The organism is Erythrobacter sp. W36 (assembly GCF_057364935.1).
Map to the genome: position 1 here is coordinate 1,022,510 of NZ_CP200281.1, position 14,955 is coordinate 1,037,464.

16 protein-coding genes and 3 pseudogenes are annotated in these 14,955 nt (G+C 57.3%); 13 read left to right on the top strand and 6 right to left on the bottom strand.

Features of this window, described 5'->3' with window-relative positions; all coding sequences use genetic code 11:
* The first annotated feature begins 24 nt into the window (after positions 1–24).
* The 8 genes and pseudogenes from AC0V6U_RS05070 to AC0V6U_RS05105 all read left to right on the top strand — a co-directional run bounded on the left by AC0V6U_RS05070 (position 25) and on the right by AC0V6U_RS05105 (position 6,756).
* Positions 25–567, top strand: coding sequence for a DsbA family protein (locus tag AC0V6U_RS05070; RefSeq protein ID WP_472645110.1), 543 nt, complete (start codon positions 25–27; stop codon positions 565–567).
* Positions 568–639: 72 nt separating this feature from the next.
* Complete coding sequence (locus AC0V6U_RS05075) at positions 640–1,107, top strand: GFA family protein (RefSeq protein ID WP_472645111.1); 468 nt, start codon at positions 640–642, stop codon at positions 1,105–1,107.
* Complete coding sequence (locus tag AC0V6U_RS05080) at positions 1,104–1,871, top strand: alpha/beta fold hydrolase (protein ID WP_472645112.1); 768 nt, start codon at positions 1,104–1,106, stop codon at positions 1,869–1,871. Before AC0V6U_RS05075 ends, AC0V6U_RS05080 begins: the two co-directional genes overlap by 4 nt.
* Complete coding sequence (locus AC0V6U_RS05085) at positions 1,868–2,389, top strand: hypothetical protein (RefSeq protein ID WP_472645113.1); 522 nt, start codon at positions 1,868–1,870, stop codon at positions 2,387–2,389. Before AC0V6U_RS05080 ends, AC0V6U_RS05085 begins: the two co-directional genes overlap by 4 nt.
* Positions 2,390–2,486: 97 nt before the next feature.
* Positions 2,487–4,329: pseudogene (locus AC0V6U_RS05090) on the top strand (M2 family metallopeptidase).
* Positions 4,326–5,396, top strand: coding sequence for a YncE family protein (locus AC0V6U_RS05095; RefSeq protein WP_472645114.1), 1,071 nt, complete (start codon positions 4,326–4,328; stop codon positions 5,394–5,396). The pseudogene AC0V6U_RS05090 and the gene AC0V6U_RS05095 overlap by 4 nt, the downstream one beginning before the upstream one ends.
* Positions 5,397–5,615: 219 nt before the next feature.
* On the top strand, positions 5,616–5,966 hold the full coding sequence (locus AC0V6U_RS05100; RefSeq protein ID WP_486169391.1) for a type III secretion system chaperone family protein: 351 nt from the start codon (positions 5,616–5,618) through the stop codon (positions 5,964–5,966).
* 91 nt (positions 5,967–6,057) lie between these two features.
* The gene (locus tag AC0V6U_RS05105) at positions 6,058–6,756 is read left to right on the top strand and encodes a DUF4145 domain-containing protein (protein ID WP_472645116.1); all 699 of its coding nucleotides are present in this window, start codon (positions 6,058–6,060) and stop codon (positions 6,754–6,756) included.
* Here the strand turns inward: AC0V6U_RS05105 and AC0V6U_RS05110 are convergent.
* The 4 genes and pseudogenes from AC0V6U_RS05110 to rpsF all read right to left on the bottom strand — a co-directional run bounded on the left by AC0V6U_RS05110 (position 6,757) and on the right by rpsF (position 9,602).
* Positions 6,757–8,194 (bottom strand): annotated as a pseudogene (locus tag AC0V6U_RS05110) (AMP nucleosidase).
* Positions 8,195–8,342: 148 nt separating this feature from the next.
* Positions 8,343–8,999 (bottom strand): 50S ribosomal protein L9, encoded by a 657-nt coding sequence (gene rplI, locus AC0V6U_RS05115; RefSeq protein ID WP_472645117.1) that lies wholly within the window; start codon positions 8,997–8,999, stop codon positions 8,343–8,345.
* A gap of 13 nt (positions 9,000–9,012) precedes the next feature.
* Entirely contained in the window at positions 9,013–9,237 is a 225-nt protein-coding gene (gene rpsR / locus AC0V6U_RS05120; protein WP_034904833.1) for a 30S ribosomal protein S18, read from the bottom strand.
* Entirely contained in the window at positions 9,237–9,602 is a 366-nt protein-coding gene (gene rpsF / locus AC0V6U_RS05125) for a 30S ribosomal protein S6 (RefSeq protein WP_472645118.1), read from the bottom strand. The genes rpsR and rpsF overlap by 1 nt, the downstream gene beginning before the upstream one ends.
* 232 nt (positions 9,603–9,834) lie before the next feature.
* Between rpsF and AC0V6U_RS05130 the strand changes: the two genes are divergently transcribed.
* From AC0V6U_RS05130 to AC0V6U_RS05145, 4 genes and pseudogenes are all read left to right on the top strand, one after another.
* Positions 9,835–10,188: a hypothetical protein gene (locus AC0V6U_RS05130; RefSeq protein WP_472645119.1), complete on the top strand. Its 354-nt coding sequence runs from the start codon at positions 9,835–9,837 to the stop codon at positions 10,186–10,188.
* Positions 10,189–10,293: 105 nt separating this feature from the next.
* On the top strand, positions 10,294–10,662 hold the full coding sequence (locus tag AC0V6U_RS05135; protein ID WP_472645120.1) for a hypothetical protein: 369 nt from the start codon (positions 10,294–10,296) through the stop codon (positions 10,660–10,662).
* Between the two features lie 2 nt (positions 10,663–10,664).
* A pseudogene (locus AC0V6U_RS05140) lies at positions 10,665–11,607 on the top strand (DUF808 domain-containing protein).
* Positions 11,604–12,260 (top strand): glutathione S-transferase family protein, encoded by a 657-nt coding sequence (locus AC0V6U_RS05145; protein WP_472645121.1) that lies wholly within the window; start codon positions 11,604–11,606, stop codon positions 12,258–12,260. The pseudogene AC0V6U_RS05140 and the gene AC0V6U_RS05145 overlap by 4 nt, the downstream one beginning before the upstream one ends.
* A gap of 9 nt (positions 12,261–12,269) precedes the next feature.
* On the opposite strand, the gene AC0V6U_RS05150 is transcribed toward AC0V6U_RS05145, so the two are convergent.
* Positions 12,270–12,551: a hypothetical protein gene (locus AC0V6U_RS05150; RefSeq protein WP_472645122.1), complete on the bottom strand. Its 282-nt coding sequence runs from the start codon at positions 12,549–12,551 to the stop codon at positions 12,270–12,272.
* Positions 12,548–13,918, bottom strand: a complete 1,371-nt coding sequence (locus AC0V6U_RS05155) for a glutamate ligase domain-containing protein (protein WP_472645123.1) — start codon at positions 13,916–13,918, stop codon at positions 12,548–12,550. The genes AC0V6U_RS05150 and AC0V6U_RS05155 overlap by 4 nt, the downstream gene beginning before the upstream one ends.
* 126 nt (positions 13,919–14,044) lie before the next feature.
* Between AC0V6U_RS05155 and AC0V6U_RS05160 the strand changes: the two genes are divergently transcribed.
* Positions 14,045–14,875: an LD-carboxypeptidase gene (locus AC0V6U_RS05160; protein ID WP_472645124.1), complete on the top strand. Its 831-nt coding sequence runs from the start codon at positions 14,045–14,047 to the stop codon at positions 14,873–14,875.
* Positions 14,876–14,955 lie beyond the last annotated feature (80 nt).

Below are 14,955 nucleotides of genomic sequence, written 5' to 3' on the forward strand. Positions count from 1 at the left end.
GGGGCCTCGCGCTAGTCTGCGCGGATGACCCTAAAAGCAGACCTCTATTTCAGCTTCCGTTCCCCATATTCTTATCTCGCCATTGGCCGCTACCGCGCGCTGGCAGAGGAATTTGATCTTGAGATTGCGCTGCGTACAGTGTGGCCGATTGCGATCCGTGCGCCGGAACTGCTGTTCACCGGAAACCCAGCGGCGCCGCGCTATATCCTGATGGATTCGATGCGGGTCGCCCAGCATTTGGGCATCCCTTATCGCTGGCCGCGTCCTGATCCTGTGAATCAAAACCTGATGACGCGCGAGATTGCTGAGGAGCAGCCACTTATCCGCCGAATCTGCCGATTAGGCCAGGCCGCATCGCGCCGAGGCAAAGGGTTGGCATTCGCAGACGAAGTATCCCGCATTATCTTCTCCGGCGAAGTCAATGGCTGGGACGAAGGCGATCACCTTGCGAGCGCAGCGTCTCGTGCAGGATTGGATCTCACCGAACTTGATGCTGAAGTCCTGAGTGACGCAGCTGCACTGGACGCCGAAATCGCAGACAATCAAAGCGCGCTAGAGGCGGCTTAGCCATTGGGGCGTGCCAACCTTGGTGTTTGAAGGCGAGCCCTTCTTTGGCCAAGACCGGATCGAAATGGCGAAATGGCGGATGGAGCAAAAGGGGCTGACGAAGCGGTGAGCTTTACCGGTGGTTGCCAATGCGGCGCGGTGCGCTACCGCATCAATGCCAACCGGCTGACCGTTTATGCATGCCATTGCCGCGAATGCCAAAAACAGGCGGCTAGCGCCTTTGGCCTGTCGGTGCCGGTGTTTCTGACTGGTCTCGAAGTCGAGGGAGAAACTGCAAGCTGGCGCCGTCCAACGGACAGCGGATCTCACACCAATTGCCATTTCTGTAAGACCTGCGGCAGCCGACTGTTTCACGCGGGCGAAAACCGACCCGGCCTAGTCACGATTAAAGGCGGATCGCTGGACAATGCGGTGGAGCTTGATCCTGTCGCGCATATTTGGATCCGCAGTAAGCAGTCTTGGGTTGTCCTGCCCGAAGGCGTGCCGCAATGGGAAACACAGCCGCAGACCCAGTCAGAATGGATGGAATTGCTTTCATGAGCGACCTCAGCACCGCGATGTTCACTTCGTTCGACGAGACCAAGCTCGCCGTACATCGGATGGGTGAGGGCGCACCGGTCATCTTGCTCCATGGCCTGTTTTCCAGCGCGGATATGAACTGGATCAAGTGGGGCCACGCGGCGCGCCTTGTCGAGGCGGGGTTTGAGGCGATCATGCTCGATTTTCGCGTGCACGGCGAAAGCGAAAGCCCGACCGATCCGGCCAATTATCGGAGCGGCGTTTTGGTCCGTGATGCGGCGGCCTTGGTCGAGCATCTTGAGCTGGAGGATGGCGCTTATGACCTCGTCGGCTTTTCGCTGGGGTCGCGCACGGCCTTGCACGCAACCGCGACCCAGGTGCTTGCTCCGCGCAAATTGGTGGTGTGCGGGATGGGCGTTTCTGGCCTCAACGAATGGCAGAAGCGTGCGGCGTTCTTTAAGCGCGTGATCGATGAGTTCGACACTATCGAGCGCGGAGACCCAGCCTATTTCTCGCGCCAATTCCTGAAGTCGCAGGGTGTAGACCGGGTCGCGGCGCGCCTGCTCCTTGATGCGATGGGCGATCTCGATCTCGCTAAGCTGTCCAATGTGACCATGCCGACGCTGGTCGCCTGCGGTGTCGATGATCAGGACAATGGTTCTGCGACGGAGCTCGCTGAATTGCTACCCAATGCGACCTATCACGAAGTGCCCGGCGCGCATCTCGACAGCGCGACCAAGCCAGAATTGGGCGAGGCGATTACCCAGTTTTTGAGCGTGCCATGACGGTTTCAAAACGGACCGCATTGGTGTGGTGGGTCGGCGGCCTAATCGCCTTTGCGATTACGTTGACGCTGCATGCGCCCTTGATCACCGACGGTGTGCCCGGAGGCATTCTAGACCACCAAAGCGCGCCAGATGCGGCGACGGTGGACGCGATTCAGGGATATTGGGCGAGGGATGGGCTGCTCGATACCGCCGCCATCGCAATGGTCAGCGACTTGATCTTCATCGGCATTTTCGGGATCGGCTGCGTTCTCGCGGGGCTTTATTATCGCAGTTGTTCGTCGCCGATATTGTCCGGCCTGGGCCTCGTCGCTTTGGCCTCAGGCGTCATCTTTCTGGTCACCGATTATGGCGAAACCATTTCGCAATTCATCCAACTGCGCAATTTCGCTGGCGATGATCAGCTTGCCTCGCTCGCATCAACACTGAGGCCGTTCAAGATGGCGACATGGATCAGCGGCTTTCTGGCGGTCCTGACGGCACTGGTGGCGCAGCGCTTTTCGACGACTGACGCTTGATTCTAAGCAAACCACAGTTCAAACTCATTTCATAAGAAACCAATTCCTTTGAGAGGTTACCAGGCTCATGAAGCTCCCATCTATCGCTCCCAAATTCATGATAGCATCGGCCATCGCAATTTCGCTCGCCTCGACGCCGGCGCTGGCCGATGGGCATGCGGCGGATGAGGCTGCGCTGCACGGCGGGCACAGAGTTTCCTGAAACGCCAGAAGGAGCCGACGCCTGGGTTGCCAGCGTTGAGGCGGAGCTCAACACGTTCTCCAAAACCTATGGCCATGTGCTGTGGCTCAACCAGACCAATATCGGGCACGATAGCGATAGTTTGGCCTCGCAATATGGCGCGGAATCGACACTGAAATCGGTAGCCTTTGCGAATGAAGCGGCGAAATACGCGCGTATTCCGGGCCTGAGCCCCGACACCGCGCGCAAGCTTGATATCTTGCGCAATGGTATTGTGATGCCCGCGCCAAGCCGCGAGGGCGCGGCGGCTGAGCTCAGCGAGATCGCAACGCAGCTCGGCTCTGCTTACGGCAAGGGACGCGGGACTCTGAATGGCGAAGAGATCGGCGGCTCTGACATCGAAGCGGAAATGGGCAACCAAGACCGCACGCCTGCTGAACTGTCCGAAATGTGGGTCAGCTGGCACGACAATGTCGGCGCGCCGATGCGTGAGGATTACGCGAAGATGATCGGCATCGCCAATGACGGCGCGAAGGAGCTGGGCTTTGCCGATCTGGGCGCAATGTGGCGCTCAAATTACGATATGGATCCAGACCAGTTCGCCGCCGAAACAGAGCGGATGTGGCAAGAGGTGAAGCCGCTTTACATCGCGCTGCACACTTATGTTCGCCGCAAGCTCAATGAAAAACACGGCGATGCCGTGCAACCAGCGACCGGGCCGATCCGCGCGGATTTGCTCGGCAATATGTGGGCGCAGGAATGGGGCAATATCTATCCGCTCGTCGCGCCAGGGGGCGCGGGCGATATCGGATATGACCTCACCGACCTGATCACCGAGAAGGGGTATGACGAGAAGGAAATGGTTCGCGTGGGCGAGCAGTTCTTCTCCTCACTCGGATTCGAAGCTCTGCCCGATACTTTCTGGGATCGCAGCCAGTTCACAAAGCCTGCCGACCGCGAAGTCGTGTGCCATGCCAGCGCGTGGAACATCGACAATATCGACGATCTGCGGATTAAAATGTGCATTAAGCGCAATGCCGATGACTTTGTCGTGATCCACCATGAGCTGGGCCATAATTACTATCAGCGCGCCTATAACCAGCAGGATTTCCTCTATCTCAACGGCGCGAATGATGGCTTTCATGAGGCGATAGGTGATATGATCGCACTGTCGATCACGCCGGAATATCTCGTTCAAATTGATATGCTTACGCCAGAGGAAGTGCCGAGCGCGGACAAGGATATCGGCCTGCTGCTGCGCCAGGCAATGGACAAAGTTGCCTTCTTACCCTTCGGCCTGCTGGTTGATCGCTATCGCTGGGGCCTGTTCGATGGCTCCACCAGCATGGAAGATGCGAACGCGTCTTGGACGGGCCTGCGCACCGAATATCAGGGCATTGTCCCGCCGGTGGAGCGCAGCGAGGAGAACTTCGATGCGGGCGCGAAATATCACATCCCCGGCAATGTGCCCTACACGCGCTATTTCCTGGCGCGCATCCTGCAGTTCCAATTCTACAAGGCCGCCTGCGACACCGCCGGTTGGGAAGGGCCGCTGCACCGCTGCTCGTTCTATGGCAATGAAGAGGTTGGCAAAAACCTCAATGCGATGCTCGAAATGGGCGCGTCAAAGCCGTGGCCCGATGCGCTCGAGGCCTTCACTGGCGAGCGGCAGATGAGCGGCACAGCCATGGTCGAATATTTCGCGCCGCTGCTGGAATGGCTGAACGAGCAAAATGAAGGCCAGGAAGCGGGCTGGTGATTGGCCTGCGAACAGGGCTGATCGGTGCGGCGGCGCTGGCGATATCCGCCTGCGCACCGGTAGAAAGCGAGGCTGAACGGTCCGGATGGACCGTTTACGTACCGCTGAGCGAGGCCAAATCCGGCCCAACCGGCGAGCTGCTGTTCGTGGCCAACAAGCGGGGCAACACGCTTTCCAAGATCGATCTGGCGACTGGGAAAGAAGTGCTGCGCAAAGATAGCTGCACCAATCCACACGAGCTGGCGATGTCGCCCAATGGCAGATTTGTGGCGCTTGCCTGCTATGGCGGCACCACAGTGGATGTCTTTGATGTTGATGATCTTAGCCGTGTGACCAGTGTGGACTTGGGCGAGAATGCCCGTCCGCATGGGATCATGTGGATGGAGAGCGGGGTGATCTATGCAACGGCGGAAGGGCGTCAGTCGATCTTCCGAATAGCCGACGACGGCGAAGGTAATCCTGCTCTCACGGAATATCCCACCGGTAAGCAGGGCAGTCACATGCTAGTCGTTGCGCCGGATGAAAGCGCGGCTTGGACAACCGATCTTGGCTCAAAGACGGTCACTCGCATCGACTTGACCGGCGACGCGCCGCCTCTATCCGTCACGGTGGGCGAGGAACCGGAGGGCATTTCGCTGGCTCCGGACGGCAAATCTCTATGGGTGTCTGCGCGCGGTTCCAATCAGGCGTTCGAACTCGATCCCGTTACGATGGAAGTACGTAGGTCACTGGAAACGGGGCGCTTTCCTTTGCGGCTTTCGATCCGCCCACAAGGCGATGTGGCGGTCACCTCTGATCTGCGGGATGGCAGCTTGAGCGTGATCGACCTGAAGACCGCCAAAGTGATCCGCACCATCACCGTATCCGGGCCAGAACAGGCCGAGGAACGCTTTCAGGTCACGATCTTGTGGTCCGACGATGGCGAGCGGGTTTATGTCGCCGAAACGGCTAGCGACACCGTTGCGGAAGTTGATTATGAAAGCGGCAAGGTACTGCGCCGTTTACCGACTGGAAATGGCGGTGATGGCATGGCAATCCTTGGGGCGACGGAATTTTTCTCGCCGTGATTGGCTGAGATTTGGGGGTAATGATTGTGCGTTTTCTAACTGTTGTAACGGCTCTTGGTGCGGCGCTTGCGATGCAGCCAGCCACCGTCCTGGCTCAGGGACAGCCGCCAGCGCAAGCAGCGCCGCAAAATCCGCAGGTCGTAACGCAGTTTGATGCGGCGACGATCTCGCGCTTGCTGCTCGATGTGCAAACAACTTGGCAGGTCGAAACTGATGCAAATGGCGGTACAGTTTACCGCGCGCAGGCTCGACACCGGGATCAGCTTTGCGCTGACTCCGCGGGCATGCACACCGCAGCAGGGGTGTGTAGGCCTGCTGATGCTGGCGACATTCGTCCGCGAAGACGCTCGCCCGCGCGCTGAAATTGACGATTTCATCAATGAGTACAACAACCTCAGCCCGAGCAGCAAGGCCGTGCGCGCTGGTGATCAGGCGATCGTCCTGCAGGGCTATGTCAATTCTTCCTACGGCATCAGCTATGCCAATGCGCAGGCGCAATTGCTGGTTTTCGGCCAGGAAATCCAGAAGATGCGAGCGAGCTTGACCGAGTTCTCAGCGCAATCGCGGTGAGGTTTCGATTAGTGAATCGAAAGCGAATGGGTTCTCGAAACCGGTGCAGCAACTCCAGACACTGGATTTAACAAATTAAGAGAGGGCTTGGATGTTCGACACGTTCGAGAGGATATTGCAGCTAGACGAACGCAAAGAACTCCATTGTGACGAATGCCATCGTCGTACAATTCATGTTCTTGAAGCAAGGTGCAGAGGCTCTTGGTCTGATGACCATCCACTTGGTGGTGTCGATGGCGGAACTGACTTTTCGCTTTTCAGGTGCGGAGCCTGTGACGGGGTATCTTTTGAGAAGTCTTCTTGGTGTAGTGAAGACTTTGATCATGACGAGTACGGTAGAACCTATTTAATTAAGTCAGAAATCCAATATCCACCGCCAACTTCTTCAAGTTTTGCGTTCAACACGGACCATGCCCCTCACGATCTCAATCAAATAATTGAAGAGATGCTCTATGCGTTTGCTGGTGGGCAACTTCGCCTTACAACAGTGGGCTTGCGTATGATTGTAGAATTCTTGGTCAACGATCAAGAATGTAACGGAGGAAACCTAGCCAAAAAGATTAATGACTTAGAGACTCGCGGTCATGTGGATAGTGACCAAAAGGGTATTCTTCATATTATTCGTGAAAAGGGCAACGCTGGTGCGCATGAAGGCATCTCAATGTCATCAAGTGAACTCATCGCTGGTTTTTCAGTCATTCAAGTTTTGATCGAAAAATTTTACAATGTCCCTGCCCGTCACGAGGAGGTGTTGAAGAATGCCGCCTCGGTTTTTGGCGATCAAAATTGACTACCTAAATGGCGGCTCGTTGAAGGCGCGCAGCTTGCGGCTGTGCAGACGGTCGCCTTCATCGCGCAGGCGTTTGCACGCCTCCAGGCCGATCTGAAGGTGAGCGGCGATTGCTTCTTCGTAGAACTGGTTGGCTTGCCCTGGCAGTTTGATTTCGCCGTGGAGCGGCTTGTCGGACACGCATAGCAAAGTGCCATAGGGGACGCGGAAACGGTAACCTTGGGCTGCAATCGTGGCGCTCTCCATTTCGACCGCGATTGCGCGGCTTTGCGAGAAGCGCTTGGCTGAGGTCGAGTACAGCAGCTCCCAATTGCGGTCATCTGTCGTGACGACTGTGCCGGTGCGCATGCGCTGCTTTAGGTTCGCGCCCTGCGCGCTTAGCCACTTCTTCGGTTGCGCCCGCAAGGGCTTGCTGAACCTCAGCAATCGGGGGGATTGGAATCTCTGGCGGCAGCACACCGTCGAGCACATGGTCATCGCGCAAATAAGCGTGTGCGAGCACGAAATCGCCGATTTTCTGGCTTGAGCGCACGCCGCCGCAGTGGCCGATCATCATCCACGCATGCGGGCGCAGCACGGCGAGGTGATCGCAAATCGTCTTCGCATTGGATGGACCGACGCCGATGTTCACCAAGGTAATCCCGCGTCCGTCCTCACGGATAAGATGATAAGCTGGCATTTGGTGCCGCCGCCATGCGGTATCGTTGAGCTGTTCCTGCGCGTTGTCGGTGCATTCGTGAATGTTGAGACCGCCAGCGCCGGTGAGGCCGGTGTAGCCGCCCTCACAGATTTGCTGTGCGCCCCAGTTTACAAACTCATCAACATAACGGTGATAGTTGGTGAATAGGATAAAATCCTGAAAATCCTCAACCTTTGTTCCGGTATAGTGGGCCAAGCGAGCGAGCGAATAATCTGTGCGCAGGCCATCAAACAACGACAGCGGCATGGATTCCGCTTCATCAAATTCAATCCCATCGGCCAGCTCATCACCGATTAGAGCAAGGTCGGTGGAGGGGAAGTGCTTGGCGATATCCTGAGGCGCAATGCCGACCATTGCTGCGCCCGCGTCACCATCGAGGACATAGGGGAAGGGGATTTCCTGGCGAGAGCGGCTAACCTCGACTTCGATCTCATATTCGCCAGCGATGAGGCTCAGCTGTTCAGCAAGGTAGCCAGCGAACAGATCGGGCCGAGTAATGGTCGTTTGATAGGTGCCGGATTGCTCCAACCGGCCAAAGGCCCGGCTGCGGTCGAGCGGTTCGCCAATGCCTGAGTAATGCACGGTAAGCTCTGGATAGGCGTAACTTCCATCTTCACGGCGACTTGCGGGCGGAATGGTCCCCTTCGTTCCGTAAGCCATAACATCCTCACGAAGGGTCGAGACCGCTTCGTCGTATATACTCTTGAGCTGCGCGATGGTGTTTTCGATTGATTTCATGTGCTGGTGTTAGTGTCCAAAATAGGAAAATTCAAAGACAGCTCAGACTTAAAGAGCATTTCTCTCAAAACTCTGGCTTTTACAAAAAGGGCGCGAGGCCGGTTTGACCTCGCGCCCTTCATTGATTGGCGTAAAAGAAGTGCCAAGCTTATTCGCTTGCAGCTTCCTCTTCAGCAGCGGCTTCTTCAGCCGTGTCTTCTGCAGGAGCAGCACCGTCTTCGAGCAGTTCGGCGGGAATTTCGCCTGGCTCAAGGGTAGGGTCGATGCGATTTTCGCCCGCCGCTTCCTCGATTTCCTTCTGCTCGTCTTCAAACAGCTGTGCCAGAACGTCGACGCCTTGGCTTTGCAGCTCGGCTTCGTCGTCACTGCGCGCAACGTTTGCTTTGACGATGACGTGAACCTCTGGGTGCAGAGCGACAGTCACATCGTGCATGCCGATCGTTTTGATCGGGCTGCCCATGATGACCTGCTTCTTGTTCACGTCGTGGCCTTGTTCAGTCAGGCCAGCGATCATGTCGCGGACGTTGACGGAACCGTACAGCTGGCCGGTGTTCGACGCTGCGCGGATAAGCACAACTTCTGCACCGTCGACCTTGCTGCCGACCTTCTCAGCTTCACCGCGACGTTCTGCGTTCTCTTTTTCGAGACGCTCGCGGTTGGCTTCAAACACCTTTTTGTTGGCATCGTTAGCGCGCAGGGCCTTCTTCTGCGGAAGCAGGAAGTTGCGGGCATAGCCGTCTTTAACAGTGACGACGTCACCAATGGTGCCGAGTTTCTCGATCCGTTCGAGGAGAATGATATCCATGTCGTCTCTCCTCTTACTTTACGATGTAAGGCAGCAGGCCGATGTGGCGTGCGCGCTTAATGGCTTTGGCGAGTTCACGCTGTTTCTTAGCAGAAACGGCGGTGATGCGCGATGGAACGATCTTACCACGCTCAGACATGAAGCCTTGCAGCAGGCGAACGTCTTTGTAGTCGATCTTAGGTGCGTCGTTACCCGAGAACGGGCAAGATTTGCGGCGGCGGAAAAAAGGACGTGCCATTAGTCGCGCTCCTCTCTGTCAGAGCGGCGCTTACGGTCGCGCTCGTTCTTACGCATCATTACGCTTGGACCTTCTTCGTGCTCTTCGACACGGATGGTCATGTAGCGAATGACGTCTTCGTTGATACGGGTCTGACGCTCCAGCTCTTCAACCACGGTGCCAGGGGCATCGATGTTGAGCAGCACAAAATGTGCCTTGCGGTTGCGGTCAATTTTGTAGGCGAGCGATTTAAGGCCCCAAGTTTCAGTCTTGGTAACCTTGCCGTTGTTCGCTTCTACGATTTCTGTGGCGGTTGCCGCCAGCGTGTCTACCTGAGCTTGGCTCAAGTCTTGACGCGCGAGAAAGATATGCTCGTAATGAGCCATCTCGCATCCTTTCATATTGCTACCGATCGTTGGCCATTTCGCAGCGGATCCGCGAGTGCCCCTCCGGCTTTCTTCATACGCCCTTATTCAGGCGATGGGCGCACATACCGCCTTTGCCGCCAAAAGCAAGCGCGAATGCGACTGTTTGCAGAGCGTAGCCGCGCGGTTGACCTGATGCGTGGGGGCTATAATTGATGGATGTACATGATTTTCGTCATGGGAGGGTCGATCAATGAAGAAGTTCACTGCGCTTGCCGCTTTGCTAATGCTCAGCGCCTGCGGGGCCTTGGCCACCACGGAAAGCTCCTATTACATCGCTGCTGATGCGCCGAGCGAGCGCGCCTGCGATGGCCCGCCAAGCCGGGCGGCTCTTGATGGAGAGCCGGGGGCCGATGGCAGGTTCGCCTCGACGATCAACATCCGTATCTTCGACGATATTGGCCTGCTTTGTGAATACGGCCCAGACAACAAATTGGTCGCTACATATGCGGAGGTGGACGAGGGCGGCGCAACGCACGTCTACACGGTCGTTGATGACCCGATGGAGGCCAACCCAGTGAAGAGCTTTGGCCCGATCAGCGAATAATTGAAGCGCGCCAGTGGTTTGGGTTTGCTTTGTCAGCAGGTGGTGCGCGATCAGTGCTCCTTGGGATGAGACTTGTAGATAATGATGAGTGGGGAGGTTTTTGAGATGAGGCGCACGACCCTCACAACGCTGGCCGCTTTTGCGGCGCTCTTATTGCCGGGGTGCAGCGATACTAGCGTCTCAGTATCAGCGATCTACCTCTCAGAAATTGTCGAGGACACAATTCGTAATTGCGGCGACGCATTAGCAAATCCGTCCTTCGACACTTTAGCCGGATTGAACGAAGCGAATATCCATTTCAACGCAGCTACAGGCGTCGTTTGCGTATTTAACGACCAAGGTGATCTGGAACTGGGGCTGACCGAAACACCCAAACACCAAGCCACACACGAGCTGCGAAGTATGAGCAGCGGATTTCTCAACAAACAACGGAAACAGGTCTTGCGCCGACTCCCAAAACGTCAGGAAAAATAGACATGCCATCAGGATTGGTTGCACTCTTGGATGACGTGTCGATCATAGCGCGCACTGCGGCGGCTTCGATTGACGATATCGCGGCGGCGGCCGGGCGCGCGGGGACAAAGACCGCTGGTGTTGTGATTGACGATGCTGCGGTTACGCCCAGCTACGTTACCGGGCTCTCGCTCGGCGCGCGAGTTGCCGATCATCTGGAAAATCACCAAGGGCAGCCTGTTCAACAAGCTGATCATATTGCTGCCCGGCGCGATATTGCTGTCGGAATTCCTGCCCTCGCTGATCATCTGGATATTGATGCTTGGCGGCGCGTTCCTGTGCTACGAAGGCGCTGAAAAGGTGATGGAAAAGCTTGGCGGGGCGAAGCACGGCAAGACCGTCGATGATGAGATAACCGATCCCGTCGCTTTCGAAAATCAGCGGGTGGCGGGCGCCATTCGAACCGACCTGATCCTGTCAGCGGAGATCATGGCGATCACGCTCAACGAGCTTGATCTTGATGTGTGGTGGGAGCGCGCAATCGCGCTAGGCATCGTCGCGATAGCGGTGACTGTTGCGGTTTACGGGGCCGTGGCGCTGATCGTGAAGATGGATGATGTGGGGCTCCATCTGACGAAGAAGGACAGTACGGCAGCGCAGCAAATCGGTCATTTGCTGGTCAATTCGGTCCCCAAACTGCTGATCGCGCTGTCATTTATCGGCACGATTGCGATGCTGTGGGTCGGCGGCGGCATTATCATCCACGGCACGCACGAGGTCGGTTTCCACTTGTTTTATAGCATCGCACATGGCGCAGAAGCGGCTGTGAGCGGTGGATCAGGCTCGATGGGCGGTATCCTGGGTTGGTTCACCTATGCCGGTATTTCGGCGGTGCTCGGCCTCGCGCTGGGCGCGGTCATCGCTTTCGTGCTGCACAAAGTGATCGGCTATGAAGGCGCGCATTGACCCAAACTAGCGCTCTTCCCCTCCTCTACACTTGCGCTGGCTCGCGCGGGTTACGAGCGACTTGGGCGGCGGAGGAGGCGGGCGCTGACATTGATCTGCGGATACTGCCGTTCCCACCGCGCTATCTCGCGCCCGAATATCTGGAGATCAATCCGCTGGGCACAGTTCCCATGCTGATTGATGGCGACGCGCGGATGACGGAAAGCTGCGCGATTGCGCATTTTCTTGCGACCCGCAACGGCGTGACAGAGCTGGCGATCGCCCCTGGTGAGCCGGACTATGCGGAATATTGCGATTTCACCTATCACGCTGATGCGACGATCACCTTTCCCCAAACCGTCTATATGCGCTTTGCCATCTTCGAAAAGGAGAAGGGGCTGGCGGAGGCGGGAGAGGCTTATGCCAAGTGGTTCCACAAGCGGTTGGTGAAGGTTGAGCAGCGTTTAGACGGGCGCGAGTTTCTTTGTGCAGATCGGTTCACTGTGGCGGATATCTGTGTCGGATATGCGCTGATTTTGGCCGAGAAGGTGGGGCTCGATGACGGTATTCCCGAGAGCTTAAAGGCTTACCGTGAGAACCTTGTCGCTCGCTCTGCTTACAAACGCGCGGTTGAGCGAGAGGAAGAGGGGCGAAAAGCTCTAAAAAGCACTTAGGAGAGCGATTTACCCCGCGTCCTTCTTATCCAATTCCAGCCCGCATTTCGTGCAGGTGCGGTTTGGCCAAGGCACTGCGAAGATCCCGCGAAAGAATAGGTTCTTGCCGCAATTGGGGCAATTGAACAGGCGCATACGCGCATTGACCAGAACCAGCATGATGATCGCCGCGGCAAATGCCCAACTGGTGTGACCGATCATTCGGTCGATAGTGATCACAAACAGGAACGCTGCCAGCATGGCCGCGCCCATCAATCGGGCGTGGCGCACCGCGAGCGAGTAGACCGTCATTTAAGCCCTTCAAACAGTGTCTTAGCAAAGCCTGTGAGCGTGTCATCGCGGGCGCCCATGATCACGATCCGATCGCCCGGCTGAGCGATCTCGGCGATATGCGCGCCGCAATCCTCGCGCGCCGCAATATGACGAGCTGATCCGCCAGCGTCTTCGATCAGCTTGATGATCCGCTCTGTGCCCTCGCTGCGGTCGACTGTTCCGCCATAGTAAACCGGGTCGCACATCACGGTGATGTCGTCCGCATCAAGCTCCCGCGCGAAGGTTTCTGCCAGTTCATCGCCCATCTGGCGAAGCGGGCCGTATCCGTGAGGCTGGAAGAAAGCGATCACGCGGCCTGGGGTGCCCTTCAAAGTCCGCAAAGTCGCGGCGCATTTCTCTGGATTGTGGCCGAAATCATCGATCACGGTGATGCCACCGGGGCTGGTCCCGATCACATCAAAGCGGCGCGCCAGTCCCTGAAACTGATTGAGCGCAGCAACCGCATCCGCCACCGCAATCCCCGCTGCACTGGCCGCAGCAATCGCCGCCAAAGCGTTGGAAAGGTTGTGCAACCCCGGCATCGGCAGGGTCAGTGCGGCGGTTTCACTGGCGCGGTTGTCGATCACCTTGGCCTGAAGCGTGAACGGCCCTTCGACAATTGAGCCCGCCTCTACGGTGATATCAACATGGGGATGTTCTACCGCGAAGGATATCATCTGTCCCTTGCCATCGGCCACGCTGGCTTGGCCGAGCATTCGCGCTTCGTCATTGTCGAAATTGACCACTCCGCAGCCTGATGATGCGAGATAATCGCCAAACAGATCGCGCAATTCCTCCAGGCTTTTGTGATCGAGGCTGACGTTGAGAAGCACGCCAATTGTCGGGCGGTAGAGCGCGATGGAGCCATCGCTTTCGTCCACTTCGCTAACGAAGATTTCTGGTAAGCCAACACGCGCGCTCGCGAACTGATTATCCGCTGCGACAAAGTTCTTCATAACCGCGCCGTTCATGATCGTCGGATCATAATCCTGAGCGGCCAAGATGGTGCCGATCATGCCAGTCACGGTGGACTTGCCAGAAGTGCCGCCAATCGCGACCGAATAACCTGCTTGGTTGAACAGCATTGCGAGCACTTCGGCCCGCGTCAGGCGTTCACAGCCAAGCTCTTTCGCGCGCGCCGCATCGGGCACCGTGTCCTCAACCGCGGCGGAGGCGACCAAGACCTGATTGGGGGAGGTCAGGCCGCTGCCATCCTGAGGGTGTAGAGCAAAACCATTGCCCGAAAGCCAGGCGAATTTATCGGGCGTGCGCCCTTGATCATAGGATCGATCAGAGCCAGCCACTTCGCAGCCCATGCCGCGCAGGATTTGCGCCAGCGGAAGCATGCCAGATCCGCCGATGCCGCAAAAAAGAATGGCCGCTGTGTCAGCGCCGCTTGATCGATCCCTTTGCCCATGCGAACCACCGCTATTAAGATGTGCCGGGCAAAACAAGCGAATTAGAACAAGACTATGACAAATATTGCGATTTGTGCGCCAGCGACGCCGATCACTCGAGAGCAAGCGGATGCCTTGAATGAGCTGGTGGCGGCCGAGTTCCCGATGCACAATGTCACGTTCCACGATCAGTGCTTTGAATTGGATGGCCATTTCGCTGGCCCAGACTTGAGGCGGCTAGAGGCTCTGCTCGAATGCGCGAATGATCCCGCCTATGATGCGGTGTGGTTTGCGAAGGGGGGCTATGGCTCCAACCGGATTGCTGAGGCAGCCGTGGCGCAGATGAACACGGCGGCGCGAGCGAAGACCTATGTCGGCTTTTCTGACGCGGGCTATTTGCTCGCCGCGCTCTATCGTCATGGGATCGGACAGAGCGTCCATGGCTCCATGCCAGTCAGTGCGCGCAGCGAAGGCGGGCGAGAGGCTGTGCGCCGGGTGCTGCGCTGGTTTGCAGGCGATAACAGCGGGCTAGAGCCAAGTGTTGATGGCAAGACCCCGGTGGCCGCCTTCAACCTTATCACCCTGTCGATGATTGCGGGCACGCCGATGATGCCGGATCTTTCGGGTCATGTTGTGATGGTCGAGGAGGTCAGCGAGCATCTCTATTCAATCGATCGGCTGTTCTTTAACTTGGCCGGATCATTGCCACGGGTCGCGGGATTGCGGCTCGGCTCGGTTACCAATGTGCCGGAAAACTACCGTGAGTTCACCCAAAGCCCGGAAGAGATCGCCAAATTCTGGTGCGCGCGCGCGGGCATACCCTATCTGGGCCGCGCAGAGATCGGCCACACCTCTGCCAACAGGGTTGTGCCGTTCGGTCTTGCCAGCCCATCCAAGGCTTCGTAACCGCAATCTGAATCGAGGCTGCCCGCCCGCGCCCTCCGCCCTTCCACCCGGAACCTACCGGGATACAATCCGGGTGGAAG

Bases quoted from the DNA above. Each gene is read 5' to 3' on its own strand.
- AC0V6U_RS05070 (WP_472645110.1), top strand. From the start codon at position 25: ATGACCCTAAAAGCAGACCTCTATTTCAGCTTCCGTTCCCCATATTCT.
- AC0V6U_RS05075 (WP_472645111.1), top strand. From the start codon at position 640: ATGGCGGATGGAGCAAAAGGGGCTGACGAAGCGGTGAGCTTTACCGGT.
- AC0V6U_RS05080 (WP_472645112.1), top strand. From the start codon at position 1,104: ATGAGCGACCTCAGCACCGCGATGTTCACTTCGTTCGACGAGACCAAG.
- AC0V6U_RS05085 (WP_472645113.1), top strand. From the start codon at position 1,868: ATGACGGTTTCAAAACGGACCGCATTGGTGTGGTGGGTCGGCGGCCTA.
- AC0V6U_RS05100 (WP_486169391.1), top strand. From the start codon at position 5,616: ATGGCGGTACAGTTTACCGCGCGCAGGCTCGACACCGGGATCAGCTTT.
- AC0V6U_RS05105 (WP_472645116.1), top strand. From the start codon at position 6,058: ATGTTCGACACGTTCGAGAGGATATTGCAGCTAGACGAACGCAAAGAA.
- rplI (WP_472645117.1), bottom strand. From the start codon at position 8,999: ATGGATATCATTCTCCTCGAACGGATCGAGAAACTCGGCACCATTGGT.
- rpsR (WP_034904833.1), bottom strand. From the start codon at position 9,237: ATGGCACGTCCTTTTTTCCGCCGCCGCAAATCTTGCCCGTTCTCGGGT.
- rpsF (WP_472645118.1), bottom strand. From the start codon at position 9,602: ATGGCTCATTACGAGCATATCTTTCTCGCGCGTCAAGACTTGAGCCAA.
- AC0V6U_RS05130 (WP_472645119.1), top strand. From the start codon at position 9,835: ATGAAGAAGTTCACTGCGCTTGCCGCTTTGCTAATGCTCAGCGCCTGC.
- AC0V6U_RS05135 (WP_472645120.1), top strand. From the start codon at position 10,294: ATGAGGCGCACGACCCTCACAACGCTGGCCGCTTTTGCGGCGCTCTTA.
- AC0V6U_RS05150 (WP_472645122.1), bottom strand. From the start codon at position 12,551: ATGACGGTCTACTCGCTCGCGGTGCGCCACGCCCGATTGATGGGCGCG.
- AC0V6U_RS05155 (WP_472645123.1), bottom strand. From the start codon at position 13,918: ATGCTTCCGCTGGCGCAAATCCTGCGCGGCATGGGCTGCGAAGTGGCT.
- AC0V6U_RS05160 (WP_472645124.1), top strand. From the start codon at position 14,045: ATGACAAATATTGCGATTTGTGCGCCAGCGACGCCGATCACTCGAGAG.